The organism is Tahibacter amnicola, assembly GCF_025398735.1.
In the GTDB taxonomy this organism is placed as follows: Bacteria; Pseudomonadota; Gammaproteobacteria; order Xanthomonadales; family Rhodanobacteraceae; genus Tahibacter; species Tahibacter amnicola.
The window spans coordinates 5,829,691-5,846,021 of the sequence record NZ_CP104694.1; the positions used below are offsets into that span (position 1 = coordinate 5,829,691).

Genomic DNA, 16,331 nt, shown 5'->3' on the forward strand with positions numbered 1-16,331 from the left:
TCGCTCCTTACGCCGCCACCGGGGAGCCGGAAGCAGACGGCACGCGCAGGCGCGGCTCGTCGTCGAAATCCGTCACCTGGCCGTCGATCACATGGACGTTGCGCTGCGCGCGGGCGGCCAGTTCCGGATCGTGGGTGACCATGATGATGGTCGTGCCCTGCCGGTTGATGTCTTCCAGCAGCTCCATCACGCCCCGCGCCATCAGCGAATCGAGGTTGCCGGTCGGTTCATCGGCGAGCAGCAGGCGCGGCGAGCCGGCAAGCGCGCGGGCGATCGCAACGCGTTGCTGCTGGCCGCCCGACAGTTCCGCCGGATAGTGCTTCATGCGCGAAGCGAGGCCGACGCGACCCAGGTTTTCCTCGATGCGGCGCTTGCGCTCGGCAGCGTTGTAGCCGCGGTAGCGCAGCGGCACATCGACGTTGTCGTACAGGTTCAGGTCCGGAATCAGATTGAAACCCTGGAAAATGAAGCCGATCTTTTCATTGCGCAGGCGCGAGCGCTGGTCGTCGTTCATGCCGCGCACGTCGACACCGTCGATCCAGAACTCGCCGCCGCTGAATTCTTCGAGCAGGCCGGCGATGTTGAGGAAGGTCGTCTTGCCCGAACCAGACGGACCGGTCACCGCCACGAACTCGCCTTCGCGCACATGGATGGAGAAGTCGCGCAGGGCGTGAGTTTCGATCAGGTGGGTGCGGTACACCTTCGAAAGATGGTTCATTTTCAGCATGTCGTACTCCAGTTCGGGACCACGTCAAAGAGGTGCTGCGATCGTCGGGATCGCGCGGATGAAGAATCAGCGGGACAGGGCGACGCGTTCGGCGCCCTTGAAATCGTCAGTGCCGGAGATGATCAGGCGATCGCCTTCCTTCACGCCGGACACCAGTTCGACGGCGTTGAGGCTGGTGGCGCCCACCTCGATCGCCAGGCGCTCGGCCATGCCGTCGCGCACCACGTAGGCCACGCGGCCGGCGCCCGAATCGACGAAGGGCCCGCGCTCCACCATCAGCACGTTCGGGTGTTCGTCGATCAGGATGCGGGTGGACAGGCGCTGGTTCTGGCGCAGGCCGTCCGGCTTCTTGTCGGTGAAACGCACGCGGGCATTCACCTGGCCGTTCACCACTTCCGGGCTCACCGCAGAGAGCTCGCCCACGTAGCGGTCGGCGCCATTGACGATCTCGGCCGGCATGCCGATGGCCAGGTCGCGTGCAAAGGTCTCGGACACCGGCACTTCCACTTCCAGCGCCGTCAGGTCGATCACGGTCATCAGCGGGGCGTTCGCCGCGACGTTGGCCTTCTGCTGCACCAGCAGTTGACCAATCTGGCCGGACACTGGCGCGCGCAGCTTCAGCTCGTCGACCTGGCGCTGCAGGTCGGCCACCAGCAGGCGCTGGCGATCGCGTGTCAGGCGCTTGCTCTTGAGTTCGAAATCCAGGCTTTCGCGTTCCAGCTGCGCGTCCTTGTTGGCGTGTGCCAGCGTGACTTCGGCCTTCTGCAGGGCATCGGTGGCGCGCATGACGTCCAGCTTGGGAAGCGCACCCAGCGTGAAGGCCTTCTCCGTGCGCTCGACTTCACGTGCCGCGGTCTGCCGGTCGATCTGGGCCTGGTCGACCGCCTTCTGGGTCGCCAGCTGCTGCTTGCGATTGGTGATGCTGGCGCGCTCGGTTTCCAGTTCGAGGCTCTGCAGCGACGCCTGTTCCTGCGCCAGGCGGTTGGTCAGTTCGGGGCTCACGACCTCGGCGATGATTTGCCCTTTTTCCACTTTGTCGCCAGCCTGGACTGCCAGGGTCACCGTGCCTGCCGCCTGGGCGTACAGCGTCGGGCTGACCGCCGCGACCACGCGCCCCTGCGCCGAGATATCGCGCACCAGGTTGCCGCGCTTGACCTCGGCCACGCGCAGACGCTCCAGGCTGAAGGAGGCACCCGAACCCAGGGTCCGCAGCATGCCTGGTGCCACCCAGCCGCCCAGCAGCAGCACGCCTGCCGCAATGGCGATGAACTTCCAGTGGCGGCGCGCCGGCGCGGTGGCCGGCTGGGTCATCGGTCTGTCCTGGGCCGAGGTATCGCGGATCATGGTCGAGCTCCGTTCGGGTGTCCGCCTCCAACCAGTCGGGGCGGGTTCGGACGGTATTTAGCAATCGGCGTGCCAATCAATAAAGCCATGATTGTAAAGAAATTTACTGGAATCTCTCGCCCGTATGCCCGTCCGCGGACACGGGTGCGGACAGGCGACCGCGACTGCTGTCCGGTGTCCGGACGCTCCGCCGCGACGTCCTTGCGCGCCCCCTTGCGACCGATCCGGTATCCGGCGCATCTATGTCGCCGTGGAACGATCATCCTTCGCCATTGATGTCCCCCAATCCCTGCTCGAACGCGCGCAGCGTGGCGAGTTGCGGGCCTTCGAGCAGATCTACCGGCTGTTCGAGCGGCCGGTCTATTCGATGGCCTTTCGCCTGCTCAACGACGCGGACGTGGCCAGGGAGATCCTTCACGATGCCATGCTCAAGCTGTTCCAGCGCCTGAGCCAGTTCCGCGGCGACGCGCCCTTCTGGGGCTGGTTGCGGCAGATCGCGCTCAACGAGGCACTGATGCGGCTGCGCAAGGACAAGCGGCTGGAATTCGACGCGGTCTATGACGAGGTCGAATCGGAAACCGCCGCGCCCTGGGTGCATGCCGATGCGATCGTGCTCGAACAGGCGATGGCGAAGCTGCCGGCAGTCACACGCAGTGTGTTGTGGCTGTTCCATGTCGAGGGTTACTCCCATCCGGAGATCGCCGAAGCCCTCAGCAAGACCACCAGTTTTTCAAAGTCGCAAGTAGCGCGCGGCACTGCCCGTCTGCGCACGCTGCTTGCCGACGTAACGGAGTCCGCACCATGTCTGATCGCAGCGACACAACCGGGTTGACCGACGAGGCCGTCGGCGCGGCGCTGCGCGAGCTGCCGCTGGTCGCCCCTGCCTCCCCTGTCTGGACCCAACTGGAGCAATCCCTGCGCGCACAGGGCCTGGTCCGCGAGGCGCAGCCGCGTCGCCGGGACTGGCGCATTGCCGCCATTGCCGCGGGGCTTGCGGCCGTCGCGGTGACATTCCTCGTCCTGCGCCCTACCCCGCCGGCGACGCCCGTCGTCGCCACCGCCGCACCGGTTGCCGGGGCTACCGAAATCGACCAGTTGCGGCGTGACTCGCAGCGTCTGGAAACGTGGCTGCGTGATGTGGCCAGCCAGGGCGCGCCGCTCGACGGCGCCGACCTGATGGCCGCCACCGAGATTGAAGACCTGATCGCACTGGTCGACCTGCAACTGGCCGGCGGCAATGAAAGCAGCACGGAGACCGCGGCGCTGTGGCGCCAGCGGGTGGAACTGCTGCGGGATCTGGCCGTCGTGCGTACGTCCTACAGCCTGGCTGACAACCGCGTTGCCGCGAACGGAGCTGCTGCAACGCCCTCCTCCTGGAATACCGAAAGAGGTCTGCAATGAAACTCACGCGACTGTGGGCCGGTATCACGCTGGCCATCGCCAGCGTCGCCGCCGGCGCCGCTGAACCTTCGACCGCTCCGAAAGCCACTGCGTCCCCTGCGCCCTCGGCGCCGGTGGCGACGACGGATAAGGCAGCTGTTTCTTCCTCCGCAACACCGGCGGCGGTGGCCGCCGCCCGCGCCGGCGCAACCGAAGCACGTGCGTCGGCGCAGGTCGCCGCGGACGCAGCCGCCCAGGCCCAGGCCGACGCGCGTGCCGAACTGGCCGAACTGCGCGCGCAAATGCGCCAGATCAGCCGCAAGATGGCCGATCTGTCGGGGCAACTGGGCGACGCCGGACCGCGCGGCTACGCCCTGCGCTACCTCGGTGATAGCGAACGCGCCATCCTCGGCATCGTCTTGCGCGAACACAAGAAGGGCGTGGCGATCGCCGCGGTCACTCCGGGCGGCCCCGCCGACAAGGCTGGCATCAAGAATGGCGATGTACTGGTGTCCGTCGACGGAAAGAACCTGGACGGCGGCGATGCATCCGTCAGTGCAGCCAGCAAGGCACTGTCGGACCTGAAGATCGATCAGGAGCTAAAGCTGGGTCTGCTGCGCGATGGCAAGAACTCCACTGTCACGGTCAAGGCCGCTCGCCGGGAAGCCTGGAGCTGGCCGCGCATGATCGCGCACGACCACATGCTGTCCGAGGACGACACGATCAAGATCGTCCACCACCCGGACATTCAACGTATCCACGAGATGGTGAAGCATCGCAGCCCGGAAGTCGTGGTCGATCGCGAGACGACGCGGCGCATCGCCGGCCACGCCCTGCGCTCGGTGCAGATGCGCATGCCCTGGTGGGGTATGCACCTGGTATCGCTGAACAAGGATCTGTCGCCGTATTTCGGCACGGATGACGGCGTGCTGGTACTGGCAGTCGATCCGGAAACGGCGCCGACGCTCAAGAGTGGCGACATCGTGCAGGCTATCGACGGCAAGTCCGTGTCGTCCCCCGAGGACGCCATGCGGCAGCTGCGCGATGCGCCCTCGGGCAGCGAGCTCAGACTGAAGGTACTGCGTCAGCGCAAGAGCCTGGACCTGGCGATGAAGGCACCGACGTTCAAGAATCTCTTCCCCGCCCTGCCGCCGCCACCGCCGGAGGCGCCCGAGCCGCCTGAAGCACCGGAACCTCCGGAGGCGCCCGAGCCACCGGAACCGCCGGAGATCGGGCGCATGGCCAGGCCGGCAACGCCGCCCGCACCACCGTCGGTACCCACACCGCCGACACCGCCACGCGCGGATGGCGTCGAGGTTTGACGGGTTCCGCGACGCGGCAGGACACGTCCGGCCGCGTCGGTCAGCTCAGGCAATGCGACCGTACGACGGGCGCCGCCGCGTCCAGCGTGCGGCAAATCGCGACAACGCGGCGCCAGCCGGATTCGGAAAGGGTTTTGACCGGCGCGACCAGCAGGTAATCGTCCTGTTCGTCCATCGCCAACGGCTGGAATCGTACCGGCGCTGCCTGCCAGCGGCGGCCGCTGCGAATCCAGGCCAGTTCGCGCAGGCAGCGGTGGATATCCGCCGCACGGGTCGAATCCGGCGCGGACGCCGATTCGAGCAGCCGCTCCCAGCCGAGATAGTCGCTGTCGGGAAGCAGGCAGAGACGGGCGACCTCGCGCCCGTCGTGCGCGACGAGGCTCACGCCCTCGTGGACACCGTCCGGACCGACGTGATGCAAGGCGTGCCAGGCATGGACCTTTGCGAAGTCGAACGCCTTGGCGTCGCCGCCGCGCCATAGCCACAGCACCGGTCCCAACGCTGGCAGGCGACGCAGAAATTCAGCCAGGCGCGAACCCGCCAGAAGGGGCACCGCCTGCGAAACAGGTGTTGCGGACACGCCCTTGCCCGACCGGGGTATGAAACGTTCGACACGGCGTCGCAGAAAGAGAGGAGCAGGCATGGTCACCTCCGTCGGGCACAGGAAGTGGCTGGCTTAGGAACCGGGATGGCAGTCGGTTCCAGGCTGGCTTGCGCGCTGTGGCGGCCGCCGTCACCCGGGAGTGATCGCCGCCAGATGTACTATTTTGTAAGAATCAACTTATCATTGCGCGTGCGGCGCAGGCGGTATTCCTGGCCCATGTGTTCGATGACCAGCTCTTTGGATTCGCGCAGCAGCAGCCGGCTGTCGATCCGGCGCTGCGCCGGCGGTGCCGGAGCACGGGCAGCCGCGCTGACAGGGGCGGTGTGAAGCGCAAGGGTGGACGTGGTCGCCGGCATGGTCTACTCCCGATCCCAGATTGAATGTGAATGATAACCATTCTCATCCGAGAGTCAATGCTCGGACGGCTATTCGTTAGCGCGGACCACATACGGACCACGCGCGCGGCTGGCGCGCTCCGCCTTGGTTCCGCATGTCATCCGTCCGCTCTCGCACGTTGAACGCGACCGCGCAGTCCGACCGCGCCGCTTGTGTAGACTGCGCTGCTTTGCTGCAGGACGGGCGCCAGCATTGCTAGCAGATCCGTCCAGCGCGAGGCGCCCCGTCGTCCTTCTTCCGGGAGAACTCCGATGTCGTTGTTCCAGCGCGCCGCGCGCCTGCTTTTCGCAGGACTCGCCCTGACCCTCAGCACCGCGGGCATTGCCGGGGAAGCGCTCCCGCCGGCAACGCAGCTGCAGCAGTTCACCGTCGAATCCAGGGCGGTGGCAGAGACGCGCCGCATCAATGTATACATTCCCGACACCTATGCCGCCGACACCACGCTGCGCCTGCCGGTGCTCTACATGCCGGACGGCGGTTTGCAGGAGGATTTCCCGCACGTCGCCAGCACACTTCACACGGCGATCGGTTCCGGCGCGATGCGTCCGTTCCTTCTGGTGGGTATCGAAAACACCCAGCGCCGCCGCGACCTGACACCGCCGACGCAGGTCGAAGCCGACCGGAAGATCGCCCCGCAGGTCGGAGGATCCGCGGCCTTCCGCCAGTTCATCCGTGACGAGCTGATGCCCCAGGTATCCACCCGATACCGGACGACGCCGGAAACCGCCATCATCGGTGAATCGCTCGCGGGCCTTTTCATCGTCGAGACTCTGCTGCACGAACCCCGCCTGTTCGACACCTACATCGCGCTCGACCCCAGCCTCTGGTGGAATGCCAAAGCCTTGCCGCTGCAAGCCAAGGAGGCGCTGGCCCGGCATGCACTCACCGGCCGGACGGTCTATCTCACCACGTCGCAGGAGCCGGGTATCGTCGAGGGAACAGCGATGCTGGCAGAGGTACTGGGGCACCTGGACACCGCGGGATTGCGCAGCACCTACCGGCCGCGAACCGATCTGCGCCATGACAACATCTATCGCACCATGGCCCCGGTCATCCTGCGCGCCGTGTTTCCGCCCATGAGCACGCCGGCGCCAACCCAGGCACCCGAACTGGCGCGGCCCATGCACGCGCCCTGATCAGGACATCGTGTCCGGCCACCCCCGGATCACTGTCGCATGCCCCGGCCGTGCATCGTGACGGACACGGCCGGTGTTCCCGCGTGAAATGCAAGATCCTTCCCGGCGGATTGCCGCCGGCGTGTGTCTGTGCGGGCTGGCCCTTCCCTTGCGTCACACAGGCTGGCGGTCAATCCGCCATCCTCTGACTCGCAAGGAGTTCGACAATGGCACACATCCACAAACTCGCCGCTGTGATCGCCGGTGTCCTCGCCCTGGCAGGCACGTCCGGATACCTCAGCGCTGCCGGCAACACGGACGAAAAGGCCGGCAAGGAAATGAGCTATCCCGGTGACCAGGCATTCGTGGACAAGGCAGCCAAGAGCGGCCTGAAAGAAGTACGTATTTCCACAATGGCAGAACAGAAGACCGAAGCCGGCGACGTTCGCGACATTGCCAAGACCATGGTGACGGATCACACAGCCGTGAACGAGAAGCTCAAGTCCATCGCCTCGGCCAAGGGACTGCAGGTGCCCGAGAAGATGTCCGACGACGCGGAGAAGGTGAAACAGGAACTGGATCAGAAGAAGGGCGCCGACTTTGACGCGGCCTACGCCAAAGACCTGGTGCACAGCCACGAAAAGTCCGTCGCATTGTTCCGCGCGGCCTCCGAAAAGGCCGATGCGCCCGAGCTGCGCAACTTCGCCAAGGAAACCTTGCCGAAGATCGAGCATCACCTCCAGATGGCCAAGAATCTCGACGCCAAGAAGCGCTGACCGCCATCGCCCGTTTCAAGCTGCTGCCCCGTCTTCCCGGACCCATCGCGTCCCCGCTATTTCATTGCAAGGAGCACCCTCATGCGCAAGTCCATCGCTCTCATCATGGCTGGCCTGTGCATTGCCGGCGCCAGCACGCTGTCCGCGCAGACCTCGCCACCCGAACAGCTCAATCAGACCGATCCGTCCGAACAGCGTCCCAACCGGCCGCGCGGCTCCGACCAGAACCCCGTCGGTAGTAATGTCGGCGCGGAATTCAGCGTGCTGGACCAGAACAACGACGGATTCATCACCCGCGACGAACTCAATCGCGATTCGCTGCGCGCGCGCCAGTTCGCCAGCCTCGACCGCGACCGCAACGGCAAGATCACCCGTGACGAATTTCCGAAAGCACCGATCGAGCAACGGCACGACGAAGATCGCGCCAAGGATTTCTGATCCTGCCCAGGCGAGCCACGCCCGGCGTCGATCTCGACGCCGGGCGCTAGCTAGCGCGCGGCGTAGACAAAGCTGCCGACCAGCGTGATTTCGCCTTCGCGCCGCATCGGCACGACAAACGACTGGCGCTTCTCGTGAATCGTGTTCTCGTCGGTGATCATGGTCACCGTGGCCACCGTGATGGTCGCCGGCGAACCGGGTGAATCCGTCCCGGAGCCACCGTAGTAGTTGACGTAAACGTAGTACATGCCCGGTGTGATGGCGGGCGTGGCGAAGATTTCCGGGCCATAGCCGTCGGTGACATCCACATCCAGCGCACCGCCGTTGGGAATCACGCGCTCGCCGTACCAGCAGTGCTGTCCGTCCGGGGTGAGGACGTGCAGGTCCAGGTCACTGTTGTCGCTATCCCAGGACAGAACAACGCGCACTTTGGCGGGAATCTTGTTGTCCTGCGCCTCGTAGAACTGCACGCGGCTACGTTCAGCGCCGTCGGGACTGGCTATTTCCACATTGTTGGAGCCGGGACCGAACGAATACGGCCGCGAGAAATTGCCCGCGTCGTCGATCCGGATCGGCATCGGCACGCCATTGACCACCAGGGTGTACGGGCCGGAAGCAGGTCCGCCCCCGGCATCCTTCGCGTTCGCCTTTACGGAGCCTGCGATCAGAGCGAAGCGGCTCTGCCCTTCCGGTGTGTTCACATCGGAAGCCGGGTAGTGCACCGATTGCTGGAAGGTTTGCGTGGCGTTATCCAGCGTGGAATTGCGCCAGCCGGCCTGTGGCGCGTCGAAGCGAATCGACGCGTCGTCCGCTGCGCCCGCGGCGGACGACGCCAGGACGCCCGCCAGGCCGATCAGCACGCCTCTACTGCGCCCCATGGGCCAACTCCCGCGCCAGCGTTTCAATGTAGTTTTCGTCGCCGCTGCGCGGATGATCGCGCAGCGCCAGATGCAGGTATTCATGGATGAAAGCCACCTCGTCATTCTCGGTGCGCAGCGCATTGGCAAAGATCCGGCCACGCGCGATATCGGTATAGGGACGGCGGGCCCGCAGCCGGCATACGCTGACCTGTGCGGGGTGTGCATAGCCCGGTTCGCGCGCGAGCCGCGACACCCAGCGCGATTGCTGGTGCGCCAGCCACTGCTCCAGCTGAGGCTCGCGAACACACGGCGCATCGGCCGGCACACCGTGGCCGCCGGCCATTCCCAGGAACGCCACCCAGGCTGACAGCCATGCGCTCATCGGATCACCCACGGGCCAGGACTTTCCGACTCGACGGCGCGGGTGGCCGGCGTGTACATCGGCACAAACCTGACCTTTGGCACTGCGTACTGCCCTTTCCCGCCCAGGCGCAGAAGATGCCGTACGACGTGCTTGCCGGACAGCTGCTCGACCGGCACCGCGTAGTAGGTGTCGAACACCTGAGCGCGGTTCGGGCTGAGCACTGCCGCGGCGTTGAGCACCGGTTCGCCGTTCACATCCAGTGGTTCCTCGCCCTCGCCCGGCTCGACCAGGTCGCTCAAACCACCAATCGCAAAGCCGAACCGCTGGGGCTCCAGCTGCGTACCCGGCGGGATAGGCACTTCGATCAGACCATAGGGCACTGCGGCACCGTCGCGTTTGAGCACGATTTCATCCACGTACAGGGCGTTGGCCTCGAGCTCGCCCATGACCGGTTCAATCTCGAATTCACCGGACGTGCCGGTTCCGCCCACCTTGTAAAGGTGACGCTCGATGCTCACCGACAGCGGCATTCCGGCGGGCTCCGCGGCGTCGTAGCTCACCCGCAGCGATACCGACTGTGCCGGCGCCTGGGTGAATTGCAGCGCCTGAGGCACATCCGGTCCACGGTAAATCCACACTGGCCCGGTCGCGCTGTCTTCCCGTTGCCAGTTCTCGCCGAGTGTCCAGGTGGGCTGCTCGCTGGAGGCGGCGCGCTGCACCGCCCGGTGCAACCACGCCAAGACCAGCGCGCGCTCCATGGTCGGCGCATCGGGGCCGAGCTGCTGCAGGGTATCGCGCACGCGCTCGACGCTGGGCGTCGCCGCCAATGCCCCCGCGATGGCCTGCGACAGGGCGCTGCCGCCGGAGAGATCCGCCTCGGCCTGCTTTGCCTGCGCAATCAGCACCGCATCGACCGAGTTCGCGGCAACGGCACGCCAGAGCAACACAGCCACGCGTGCAGACCATGGCTGGCGGTCCGCGGCAGGATCGACCAGCATGAACCGCTCCGGCGCGCCGGCGGCGGCACTCCAGGCCGGCAGCTCGGTGTTCTTGCGTAGCGCGGATTCAAGGCCTTCCAGCAGTGTGGCCGTCGGCAGGCCCATCTCGCGCATCATCCAGATCGCCAGTGCGCGATGCAGAACCGGCGCATCCGCCGCCGATGCCTGGTAGACCTCAACCAGGCGTTTCCAATGCGCGTCCGGCAGTGCCAGCGACAAGCTGCGGCTGGCGTGCCAGTCGGCAAAGTAGGCGTAGCTGTTGAGCAGCAGATCCGGCTTGCCGTCCGGCCCGGCGGTCTGGTCGCCCCACCAGGTAAATCGCGCGTCGGGACCCGCCATCGCCGCCAGGCGACCGCGCGAGGTCTGGATTCGCTGCGCAAGACGTAGCGCCATGGCGCTGCCGGCCGCTTCCCGGGGTACCATCTGAAGGCTCATCGCCAGTGGAATCAACCGGCTGGCGGTCTGTTCCACACAGCCGTAGGGGTAGCTGACCAGTTCGTCGGCGACCGCGCCGAATACGTCCTGCACGGTGGACGCACTTCGTATCTGTATCTGCCGTGCGTCGGCGGGCAGCGAAAGTGCTTCGTCTGACTTCACCACCAGTGCCTGCGTTGACGACCAGGTTGCCGTGTCGACGCGGATCGGCACTTCCAGCCGGTCGGCTACCGCATCCCCCTGTTTCAGGGTCAATGTGGCGGTCGTCGATTGCGCCGGCGACAGCGACAGCGTCTGGACATTCGCGCCTGGCGCCAGCGTGATCGTTCGCAGGGGATCAACCGAGTCGATTCCGTCGACGGCGAGCTGCGCCGTCACCGGTTCTGCGGTTTCATTGAACACCGCGACGCCAACCACGGGTTTGTCGCCGCCGCGGAAGCGCGTCGGACCGGTCCAGCGTAGCGAGACGGGCTTGCTGGAGCGCAGGTGCGCCGTTCCCTGCCCGGCGACGGCATCGCTGCTGAGCGCCCGCGCCGTGATGCGCCAGCGCGACAGGGAATCGGGCATCACGAAGCGGAAGCTCACCTTGCCCTGGTCGTTCGTGCGCAGCGTCGGCTCCCAGGCGGCCGTGTCGATGTTTTCGCGGCGCGAGCGCAGCGGCATCTTGGTGTCGCGCTGGCGATAGGCAAATCCACCGAGCTGGCTGCCTTCCGGCGTCCAGGCCAGATCGTAGCCATAGAAATTGAGGCTGGAGGTGGTGCGCACGCTGTTGCGACGCGGGTGATAGAAGAAGTCGAAGATGCCCGGCGCCACTTCCGGCTGCAGGACGTACACCATCTCGTCCACCACGGAAGCGGTCAGCACCGTTGACACCGGCTTGCCAGAAACGCTCGCGGCGATGGTTACTTCGACCGTTTCGCCGGGACGGTAGACCGGTTTGTCCGATGTAATCGCCAGGTCAATGGACGGCTGCGCGACGAGCAGGCCCAGGTTCTGGAATTCGTAGGTTCCCGCACCAACGGCCAGCACCGAGAAACTCATGTTCGGGCTGTAGTCTGACTTCACCGGTACGCTGACCTTCCACTGGCGTGCACTGTCGCGCTTTACTGACAGCCAGCCCTCGGCCGCCGTCCCCAGTGCGAACAGATCGATCTGGTCGCGCTCGAGGGTCAGCAGGGCGTCTTTGACATCCTGCGGGAATGTGATCTCGATCTGCGCCGTGTCACCGATCTGGTAGCGGGCCTTGTCGCTGCGCAGGCGGATACCCTGGAGGGTTGCCGCTGCCGCTCCCGTACGCGTGTAAGCCGTCTGCGCGATGACTTTTCCGTCGTTGTCGCGGACGAACACGCTGTAGCCGCCGGGTTTGTCGAAGGCGACGGTGAACTCGCCCTTCACAGCGTCCACCTTGCCGCTCAGCGTGCTGCGGTCCTCCAGGCGGATCGCCTCCCAGGTCTTCGCCGCGCCGGCACCTTTGCCATCCGAGATCCGGAACGTCACCGGGGCGTCCGGATCTGCAGACGCTGATGGCGTGATGGTGTGGCTGGCGGCACCCGCCTGCAACACGATCTCCGCCTCGGCCACGACGGGAAAAGTACCGCGCTCCGCCGCATGTGCCTGCAGCACGTAGCGGCTTGGCACGCTGGCCGCCGGCAGGCTGAACGTGGCAGTGCCGTCCTTGCCGACACTGATTTCCTGGTCGTCCAGCTTGATCGGGAAACGCCCGGAACCTGCCGCCTCGCCGGCCACCATCGACAGCGCCTGGGACTTCAGGCCGAGGGTCACGGTGGCCTCGCGCACGGGTGTGCCGTCGGCATAGCGCAGCGCGACGCGACCGGTGACCGCTTCACCCGGACGGAAATCCGGGCGATCGAACAAAATATCTGCCTGGAAATGCGGCCTGGCGTAGTTGGCAACACGGAACGCGCCGCCGTACACGGAACGCCCGTGGCGCAGGCGCAATTCGTATCCGCCGAGCACGGCATTGTCCGGCAAAGGCATGGCGAGGTCGCCACCATCACCGGGCGCGACCCGCAGTGGCCGGCTCATCACCACCTGGCCCATCGCATCGACCATCTCCAGCTGCCCGTCGATGGGTTCGATCGGCCGTGACTCGCGCGCGCCCGTGAAATGCCGCGCATACGCCTTGATGCGCACCGTATCGCCCGGCTTGTACAGTGGACGATCGGTAAAAAGATACACTTTCGTATCGTATATTTCGCTGTCGTAGTAGAAATTCTCCGACACGAAGACGCCGCCGGCACGGTCACGCCCGATGACATAACTCTTCTGGGGGGCATCGTGCTCCAAGTGCAGCAGTCCCCGGCGATCCGTGACACCGCTCTTGAGCACACCGCTGCCGTCAGTCCAGACGACATCCGCATTACCGACGGCTTCGCCGGAGGTCTTGTCGGCCGTCCATACCAGGAGCGAACGGCTGGCAGTCTTGGTCACCGCAATGGTGTCGGAAACGAACACCAGCGTCGTGGCCCGGTGATCTGCCAGATAGGCCTCGACGAAATACAGGCCCGGCGTGAGCTTGCCCAGCGGCACGTACACATTGCCGGCGCTGGCTTCGACGAAGTTCGAGCTGCTGCCTTCCAGCTTTGTGTCGTCGGGCGGCTTGATCGGACGGGCCTGCTGTACCGGATAGCGGAAGCGCGAGACAAACTCGAACTGCTTGAGCGGGCGATAGCGCGGCAAGGACTGGTACTGCGGCCCGAAGGTGCGGTAGTCATCCTGCTTGAGCGTGGGCACTGTCTCCACCACCGCCCGCCGCGACTGCACGGTGAACAGCTGCTGCCAGCTCATCCGCGACTGCTTGAACCAGCGGTCCCACAGATAGGCCAGCACATTGGCAAGGCCCTCCCCGGTGTACTCCCCGGCGACGCTGACCCGGTGCAGGTCTTTCTGCGCCTTGAGGAAGGTCATCGGATTGGGCACGCGGTAGAGGACGATGTCGATGCCGGCGTAGTCTTCCATCGACCACGGGTCGCCTTCCAGGCGGACGCGCGCCTCGTCCCGGGTCGTGAACCCACTGTCGGCGAGCACGAAGAACGGCGCGCCGGCCACGGACCGGTAGCCGCTCGACAGGTTGGCCGGCACGTGCGCGACGGCCTCCGCGGCTCGCGAGGGCGCGCCAAGGACCAGGCTCAGCGCGACAAGAAACGCAGCCGGAATATGCCGACGAAATTGGGATTGTCGCTTCGCGGTTGCCAACGCACATCTCTCCAGGTGAATAGCTGGTGCGCGCTCACGGCGCGCAATCCGGAATCGTGTTTGGTGTTCTTGCCGGTGTGGTAGGCGATGTAGTCGCCCATCCAGATCATCAGGTGCTGGTCATCACCCTGGTCGAAATAGAGCAGGTCGCCGGGCTGTGCCTGGTGGAGGTCCCGGGACACGAAGGTGCTGTTTTCCTGCACCAGCGCGAACGCCGCCGCGTACGCGCCCCGCGACCCGTCGGCGCGCCGCCAGTTCTGACGCCAGGCGCGCTGCTCGGGCGATAGCACCAGCTCAGGCGGCAGGCGTCGCTGCAAAAGACCGTTCTGCTGCCGCCACTGGGTATCGTGCGTCCGCAGCGCTTCGTCCACTGCAAAACGCACAAGACCCGCGCAGTCACGGTGCGACCAGCGTGGGTTGGGCCCCTGGCGCAGTTGCTCGGCGACCAGCACCGTGAACCAGGCGCGGAAGCGTTGCGACTGCTCGGTATCGAACGGCGCTGCCTCGCGTGGCGCTGCCGGGACGGCCAGGGCTATCCCGAGCAACAAGGCCAGCATCAGCGCGCGGCGGGCAAGCTTTGCCATAGCAGCGGCTGCCACGAACGGGTCTCGGTCGCCAATGGATCCGGCAGGGAAACCGCCACGGGTGCGAACTGACCGACCGCTTCCAGGCGCGGCAACAGCAGGCGTTGTGCAGCGTTCTGGAACAGCGGTTCCGATTCGGCCGGCAGGTCACCCTGCACCTGCTCGCCCAGCAGGGCGGTCAAGGTCTGGGGGGTGATGACCGCGGCGGTGTAGCGGTGATCCTTGGGCAAGGTATCGGCGATGGCCGGACGGCGCTTTTCCTGCACGGCGAGCGCGTTCTGCACCAGCGCCTGGTCGGGAGAGAACAGCAGCCAGTCGCCGTGCAGAGAGAGCTGCGGCGTCAGTGCCGCGAAGTCGTTCTCGATGCTGCGGGACCAGGAATACGTTTTTTCTTCCTCGCTCGATTCCACCGCGCCCCCGCCGTCATCCTGGTAAACATTCCCGATGCTGGCGCGGAACAGTGCGGCCCACTGTTCCTTCCGGGCCATCGCGCCCGAGGTCGGCACGAGAACCAGCGGGCTGTAGAGCCCCCCTCGGGATACCAGCAAATGGCGGCGGGCGACCGCAGGGTATCGAGCAATGCCGGATCGACACGGCTGTCGCTGGCGTGCAGCGCCTCGAAGGTGGGCTTGAGCGTCGTCCAGTCCACCGGAGCAGCGGCACACAGGCTGGCATCCGCCGGCGCGCTGGCCCACAGTGCGCGGGTGTCGAACTGGCGCGGAAGGTCCGGCTTGCCGGCCAGGCGCACGTAGCTGCCCCAGTTCGTGCCGTCGAAATCGAAACGCAGCGCCTCGAGCGCGGGAAACACGTGCTGGTAGTTGAAGGTCATGGCCGCCGCGTTGATGACCAGTGCGTGCTTTCCGGCAAACGCATCGAGGCCGAAGTGGCGGCGCAGGGGATTGGCTTTCCAGCGGCCATCAAGAAGTGCCTTCCAGACCGGAGCCTTCTCGGCGGCCGTGCCGAAGCCATCCTCGAGAAAGGCCGCGTCGGAGAACACCAGCACCTTGTCGCGGAATCCCGCGAAGTACAGTTCCCGGTGCGCGTACTCGAAGCGGAACAGCGGCGTCTGGCCACCTTCGGCAGTTGGCAAGCTCCCCGCCTGGGATACGCCGCTGTCGCCGCCGGACATTCGCGCGGCCGTCTCCATCACGGCGATCCAGTCCGAACGTGTGGCGTTGATCATCCAGTGGCGCAGCCGGCCATCAGGGCCGCGCCAGAGGGCCACGTCACCGGGCTGGTCAAGAATCAGTCCGATCACCTCGTCCCGCGTGGTCAGCTGGTTCTCATAGGCCAGTCGGCGCAGGCTGCCTTTGAGTCCGAGCAGCGCCTCGTTTTCTTCGTAGTAGAAGACGAGATCCTCGGTGAGGGCTGTCTTGAGCAGGGGAACGGCGAGCAGGTCGCGGGGGAGATCGCGCAGCCTGGTCGATACGACCAGCGCATCCGGCCGGGCCAGCTTTACCGGCGCGATATCCAGCAATTCGGCCGGAATCGGTTGCGCAAGCCGGTTTTCACGCGCCCAGTGCCGTACCCCGTAGGCCGCCGCCAGCAGGGCGGCCATTCCACCCAGGACGGCCACTACGCGGACCAGGCGGGAACGGGTGGTACCCATGGACACCTTGCAGATGAGGAGTGAGGGGGGAACGGGCCGCGGGGCACGTCACGCGTGCGGCGGACCCGGCGCAAGTGTTCCAGAGATTCAGGCAGTTGATAAGGCGGGCTGGCAAAAGTCATTGTCCCGCCAGAAAACCTGCCGGTTTCGGCCCGGATCCGAG

General features: G+C 65.9%; 15 protein-coding genes and 1 pseudogene. 6 read left to right on the plus strand and 10 right to left on the minus strand.

The window, feature by feature from the left end; translation table 11 throughout:
- Nucleotides 1–7: 7 nt before the first annotated feature.
- Nucleotides 8–727 carry an ABC transporter ATP-binding protein gene (locus tag N4264_RS23000; RefSeq protein ID WP_261694547.1) on the minus strand — a complete coding sequence of 240 codons (720 nt, stop codon included), beginning with the start codon at nt 725–727 and terminating at the stop codon, nt 8–10.
- 66 nt (nt 728–793) lie between these two features.
- Nucleotides 794–2,071 (minus strand): efflux RND transporter periplasmic adaptor subunit, encoded by a 1,278-nt coding sequence (locus N4264_RS23005; RefSeq protein WP_261694548.1) that lies wholly within the window; start codon nt 2,069–2,071, stop codon nt 794–796.
- Between the two features lie 250 nt (nt 2,072–2,321).
- Between N4264_RS23005 and N4264_RS23010 the strand changes: the two genes are divergently transcribed.
- From N4264_RS23010 to N4264_RS23020, 3 genes are read left to right on the plus strand one after another with little or no spacing between them, the layout of a single operon-like run.
- Entirely contained in the window at nt 2,322–2,903 is a 582-nt protein-coding gene (locus tag N4264_RS23010; protein WP_261694549.1) for an RNA polymerase sigma factor, read from the plus strand.
- The gene (locus N4264_RS23015; protein ID WP_261694550.1) at nt 2,873–3,472 is read left to right on the plus strand and encodes a hypothetical protein; all 600 of its coding nucleotides are present in this window, start codon (nt 2,873–2,875) and stop codon (nt 3,470–3,472) included. The genes N4264_RS23010 and N4264_RS23015 overlap by 31 nt, the downstream gene beginning before the upstream one ends.
- Nucleotides 3,469–4,773: a PDZ domain-containing protein gene (locus N4264_RS23020; RefSeq protein ID WP_261694551.1), complete on the plus strand. Its 1,305-nt coding sequence runs from the start codon at nt 3,469–3,471 to the stop codon at nt 4,771–4,773. Before N4264_RS23015 ends, N4264_RS23020 begins: the two co-directional genes overlap by 4 nt.
- 40 nt (nt 4,774–4,813) lie before the next feature.
- Here the strand turns inward: N4264_RS23020 and N4264_RS23025 are convergent, their stop codons facing one another.
- Nucleotides 4,814–5,416 carry a hypothetical protein gene (locus N4264_RS23025; RefSeq protein WP_261694552.1) on the minus strand — a complete coding sequence of 201 codons (603 nt, stop codon included), beginning with the start codon at nt 5,414–5,416 and terminating at the stop codon, nt 4,814–4,816.
- A 119-nt stretch (nt 5,417–5,535) separates the two neighbouring features.
- A complete protein-coding gene (hemP, locus tag N4264_RS23030; RefSeq protein ID WP_261694553.1) occupies nt 5,536–5,733 on the minus strand; it encodes a hemin uptake protein HemP in 198 nt (65 codons plus the stop codon).
- A 291-nt stretch (nt 5,734–6,024) separates the two neighbouring features.
- Between hemP and N4264_RS23035 the strand changes: the two genes are divergently transcribed.
- From N4264_RS23035 to N4264_RS23045, 3 genes are all read left to right on the plus strand, one after another.
- On the plus strand, nt 6,025–6,909 hold the full coding sequence (locus N4264_RS23035; protein ID WP_261694554.1) for an alpha/beta hydrolase: 885 nt from the start codon (nt 6,025–6,027) through the stop codon (nt 6,907–6,909).
- Nucleotides 6,910–7,115: 206 nt separating this feature from the next.
- Nucleotides 7,116–7,664: a DUF4142 domain-containing protein gene (locus tag N4264_RS23040; RefSeq protein ID WP_261694555.1), complete on the plus strand. Its 549-nt coding sequence runs from the start codon at nt 7,116–7,118 to the stop codon at nt 7,662–7,664.
- 81 nt (nt 7,665–7,745) lie between these two features.
- Nucleotides 7,746–8,102: an EF-hand domain-containing protein gene (locus N4264_RS23045; RefSeq protein ID WP_261694556.1), complete on the plus strand. Its 357-nt coding sequence runs from the start codon at nt 7,746–7,748 to the stop codon at nt 8,100–8,102.
- A 50-nt stretch (nt 8,103–8,152) separates the two neighbouring features.
- Here N4264_RS23045 and N4264_RS23050 read toward each other — a convergent pair whose 3' ends face one another.
- The 6 genes and pseudogenes from N4264_RS23050 to N4264_RS23070 all read right to left on the minus strand — a co-directional run.
- Nucleotides 8,153–8,980: a YfaP family protein gene (locus N4264_RS23050; RefSeq protein WP_261694557.1), complete on the minus strand. Its 828-nt coding sequence runs from the start codon at nt 8,978–8,980 to the stop codon at nt 8,153–8,155.
- Nucleotides 8,967–9,344: a DUF2300 domain-containing protein gene (locus N4264_RS23055; RefSeq protein WP_261694558.1), complete on the minus strand. Its 378-nt coding sequence runs from the start codon at nt 9,342–9,344 to the stop codon at nt 8,967–8,969. Before N4264_RS23055 ends, N4264_RS23050 begins: the two co-directional genes overlap by 14 nt.
- The gene (locus N4264_RS23060; RefSeq protein WP_261694559.1) at nt 9,341–13,861 is read right to left on the minus strand and encodes an MG2 domain-containing protein; all 4,521 of its coding nucleotides are present in this window, start codon (nt 13,859–13,861) and stop codon (nt 9,341–9,343) included. Before N4264_RS23060 ends, N4264_RS23055 begins: the two co-directional genes overlap by 4 nt.
- A 47-nt stretch (nt 13,862–13,908) precedes the next feature.
- Nucleotides 13,909–14,559, minus strand: a complete 651-nt coding sequence (locus N4264_RS23065) for a DUF1175 family protein (protein WP_261694560.1) — start codon at nt 14,557–14,559, stop codon at nt 13,909–13,911.
- Complete coding sequence (locus tag N4264_RS25720) at nt 14,532–15,047, minus strand: DUF2138 family protein (protein ID WP_425508295.1); 516 nt, start codon at nt 15,045–15,047, stop codon at nt 14,532–14,534. Before N4264_RS25720 ends, N4264_RS23065 begins: the two co-directional genes overlap by 28 nt.
- A 53-nt stretch (nt 15,048–15,100) precedes the next feature.
- Nucleotides 15,101–16,168, minus strand: a pseudogene (locus tag N4264_RS23070) (DUF2138 family protein); the annotation flags it as partial.
- Nucleotides 16,169–16,331 lie beyond the last annotated feature (163 nt).

Coding starts and splice junctions, on each gene's coding strand:
- N4264_RS23035 (WP_261694554.1), top strand. CDS start 6,025: ATGTCGTTGTTCCAGCGCGCCGCGCGCCTGCTTTTCGCAGGACTCGCC.
- N4264_RS23050 (WP_261694557.1), bottom strand. CDS start 8,980: ATGGGGCGCAGTAGAGGCGTGCTGATCGGCCTGGCGGGCGTCCTGGCG.
- N4264_RS23055 (WP_261694558.1), bottom strand. CDS start 9,344: ATGAGCGCATGGCTGTCAGCCTGGGTGGCGTTCCTGGGAATGGCCGGC.
- N4264_RS23020 (WP_261694551.1), top strand. CDS start 3,469: ATGAAACTCACGCGACTGTGGGCCGGTATCACGCTGGCCATCGCCAGC.
- N4264_RS25720 (WP_425508295.1), bottom strand. CDS start 15,047: ATGGCCCGGAAGGAACAGTGGGCCGCACTGTTCCGCGCCAGCATCGGG.
- N4264_RS23015 (WP_261694550.1), top strand. CDS start 2,873: ATGTCTGATCGCAGCGACACAACCGGGTTGACCGACGAGGCCGTCGGC.
- N4264_RS23065 (WP_261694560.1), bottom strand. CDS start 14,559: ATGGCAAAGCTTGCCCGCCGCGCGCTGATGCTGGCCTTGTTGCTCGGG.
- N4264_RS23040 (WP_261694555.1), top strand. CDS start 7,116: ATGGCACACATCCACAAACTCGCCGCTGTGATCGCCGGTGTCCTCGCC.
- N4264_RS23025 (WP_261694552.1), bottom strand. CDS start 5,416: ATGCCTGCTCCTCTCTTTCTGCGACGCCGTGTCGAACGTTTCATACCC.
- N4264_RS23005 (WP_261694548.1), bottom strand. CDS start 2,071: ATGATCCGCGATACCTCGGCCCAGGACAGACCGATGACCCAGCCGGCC.
- N4264_RS23000 (WP_261694547.1), bottom strand. CDS start 727: ATGCTGAAAATGAACCATCTTTCGAAGGTGTACCGCACCCACCTGATC.
- hemP (WP_261694553.1), bottom strand. CDS start 5,733: ATGCCGGCGACCACGTCCACCCTTGCGCTTCACACCGCCCCTGTCAGC.
- N4264_RS23045 (WP_261694556.1), top strand. CDS start 7,746: ATGCGCAAGTCCATCGCTCTCATCATGGCTGGCCTGTGCATTGCCGGC.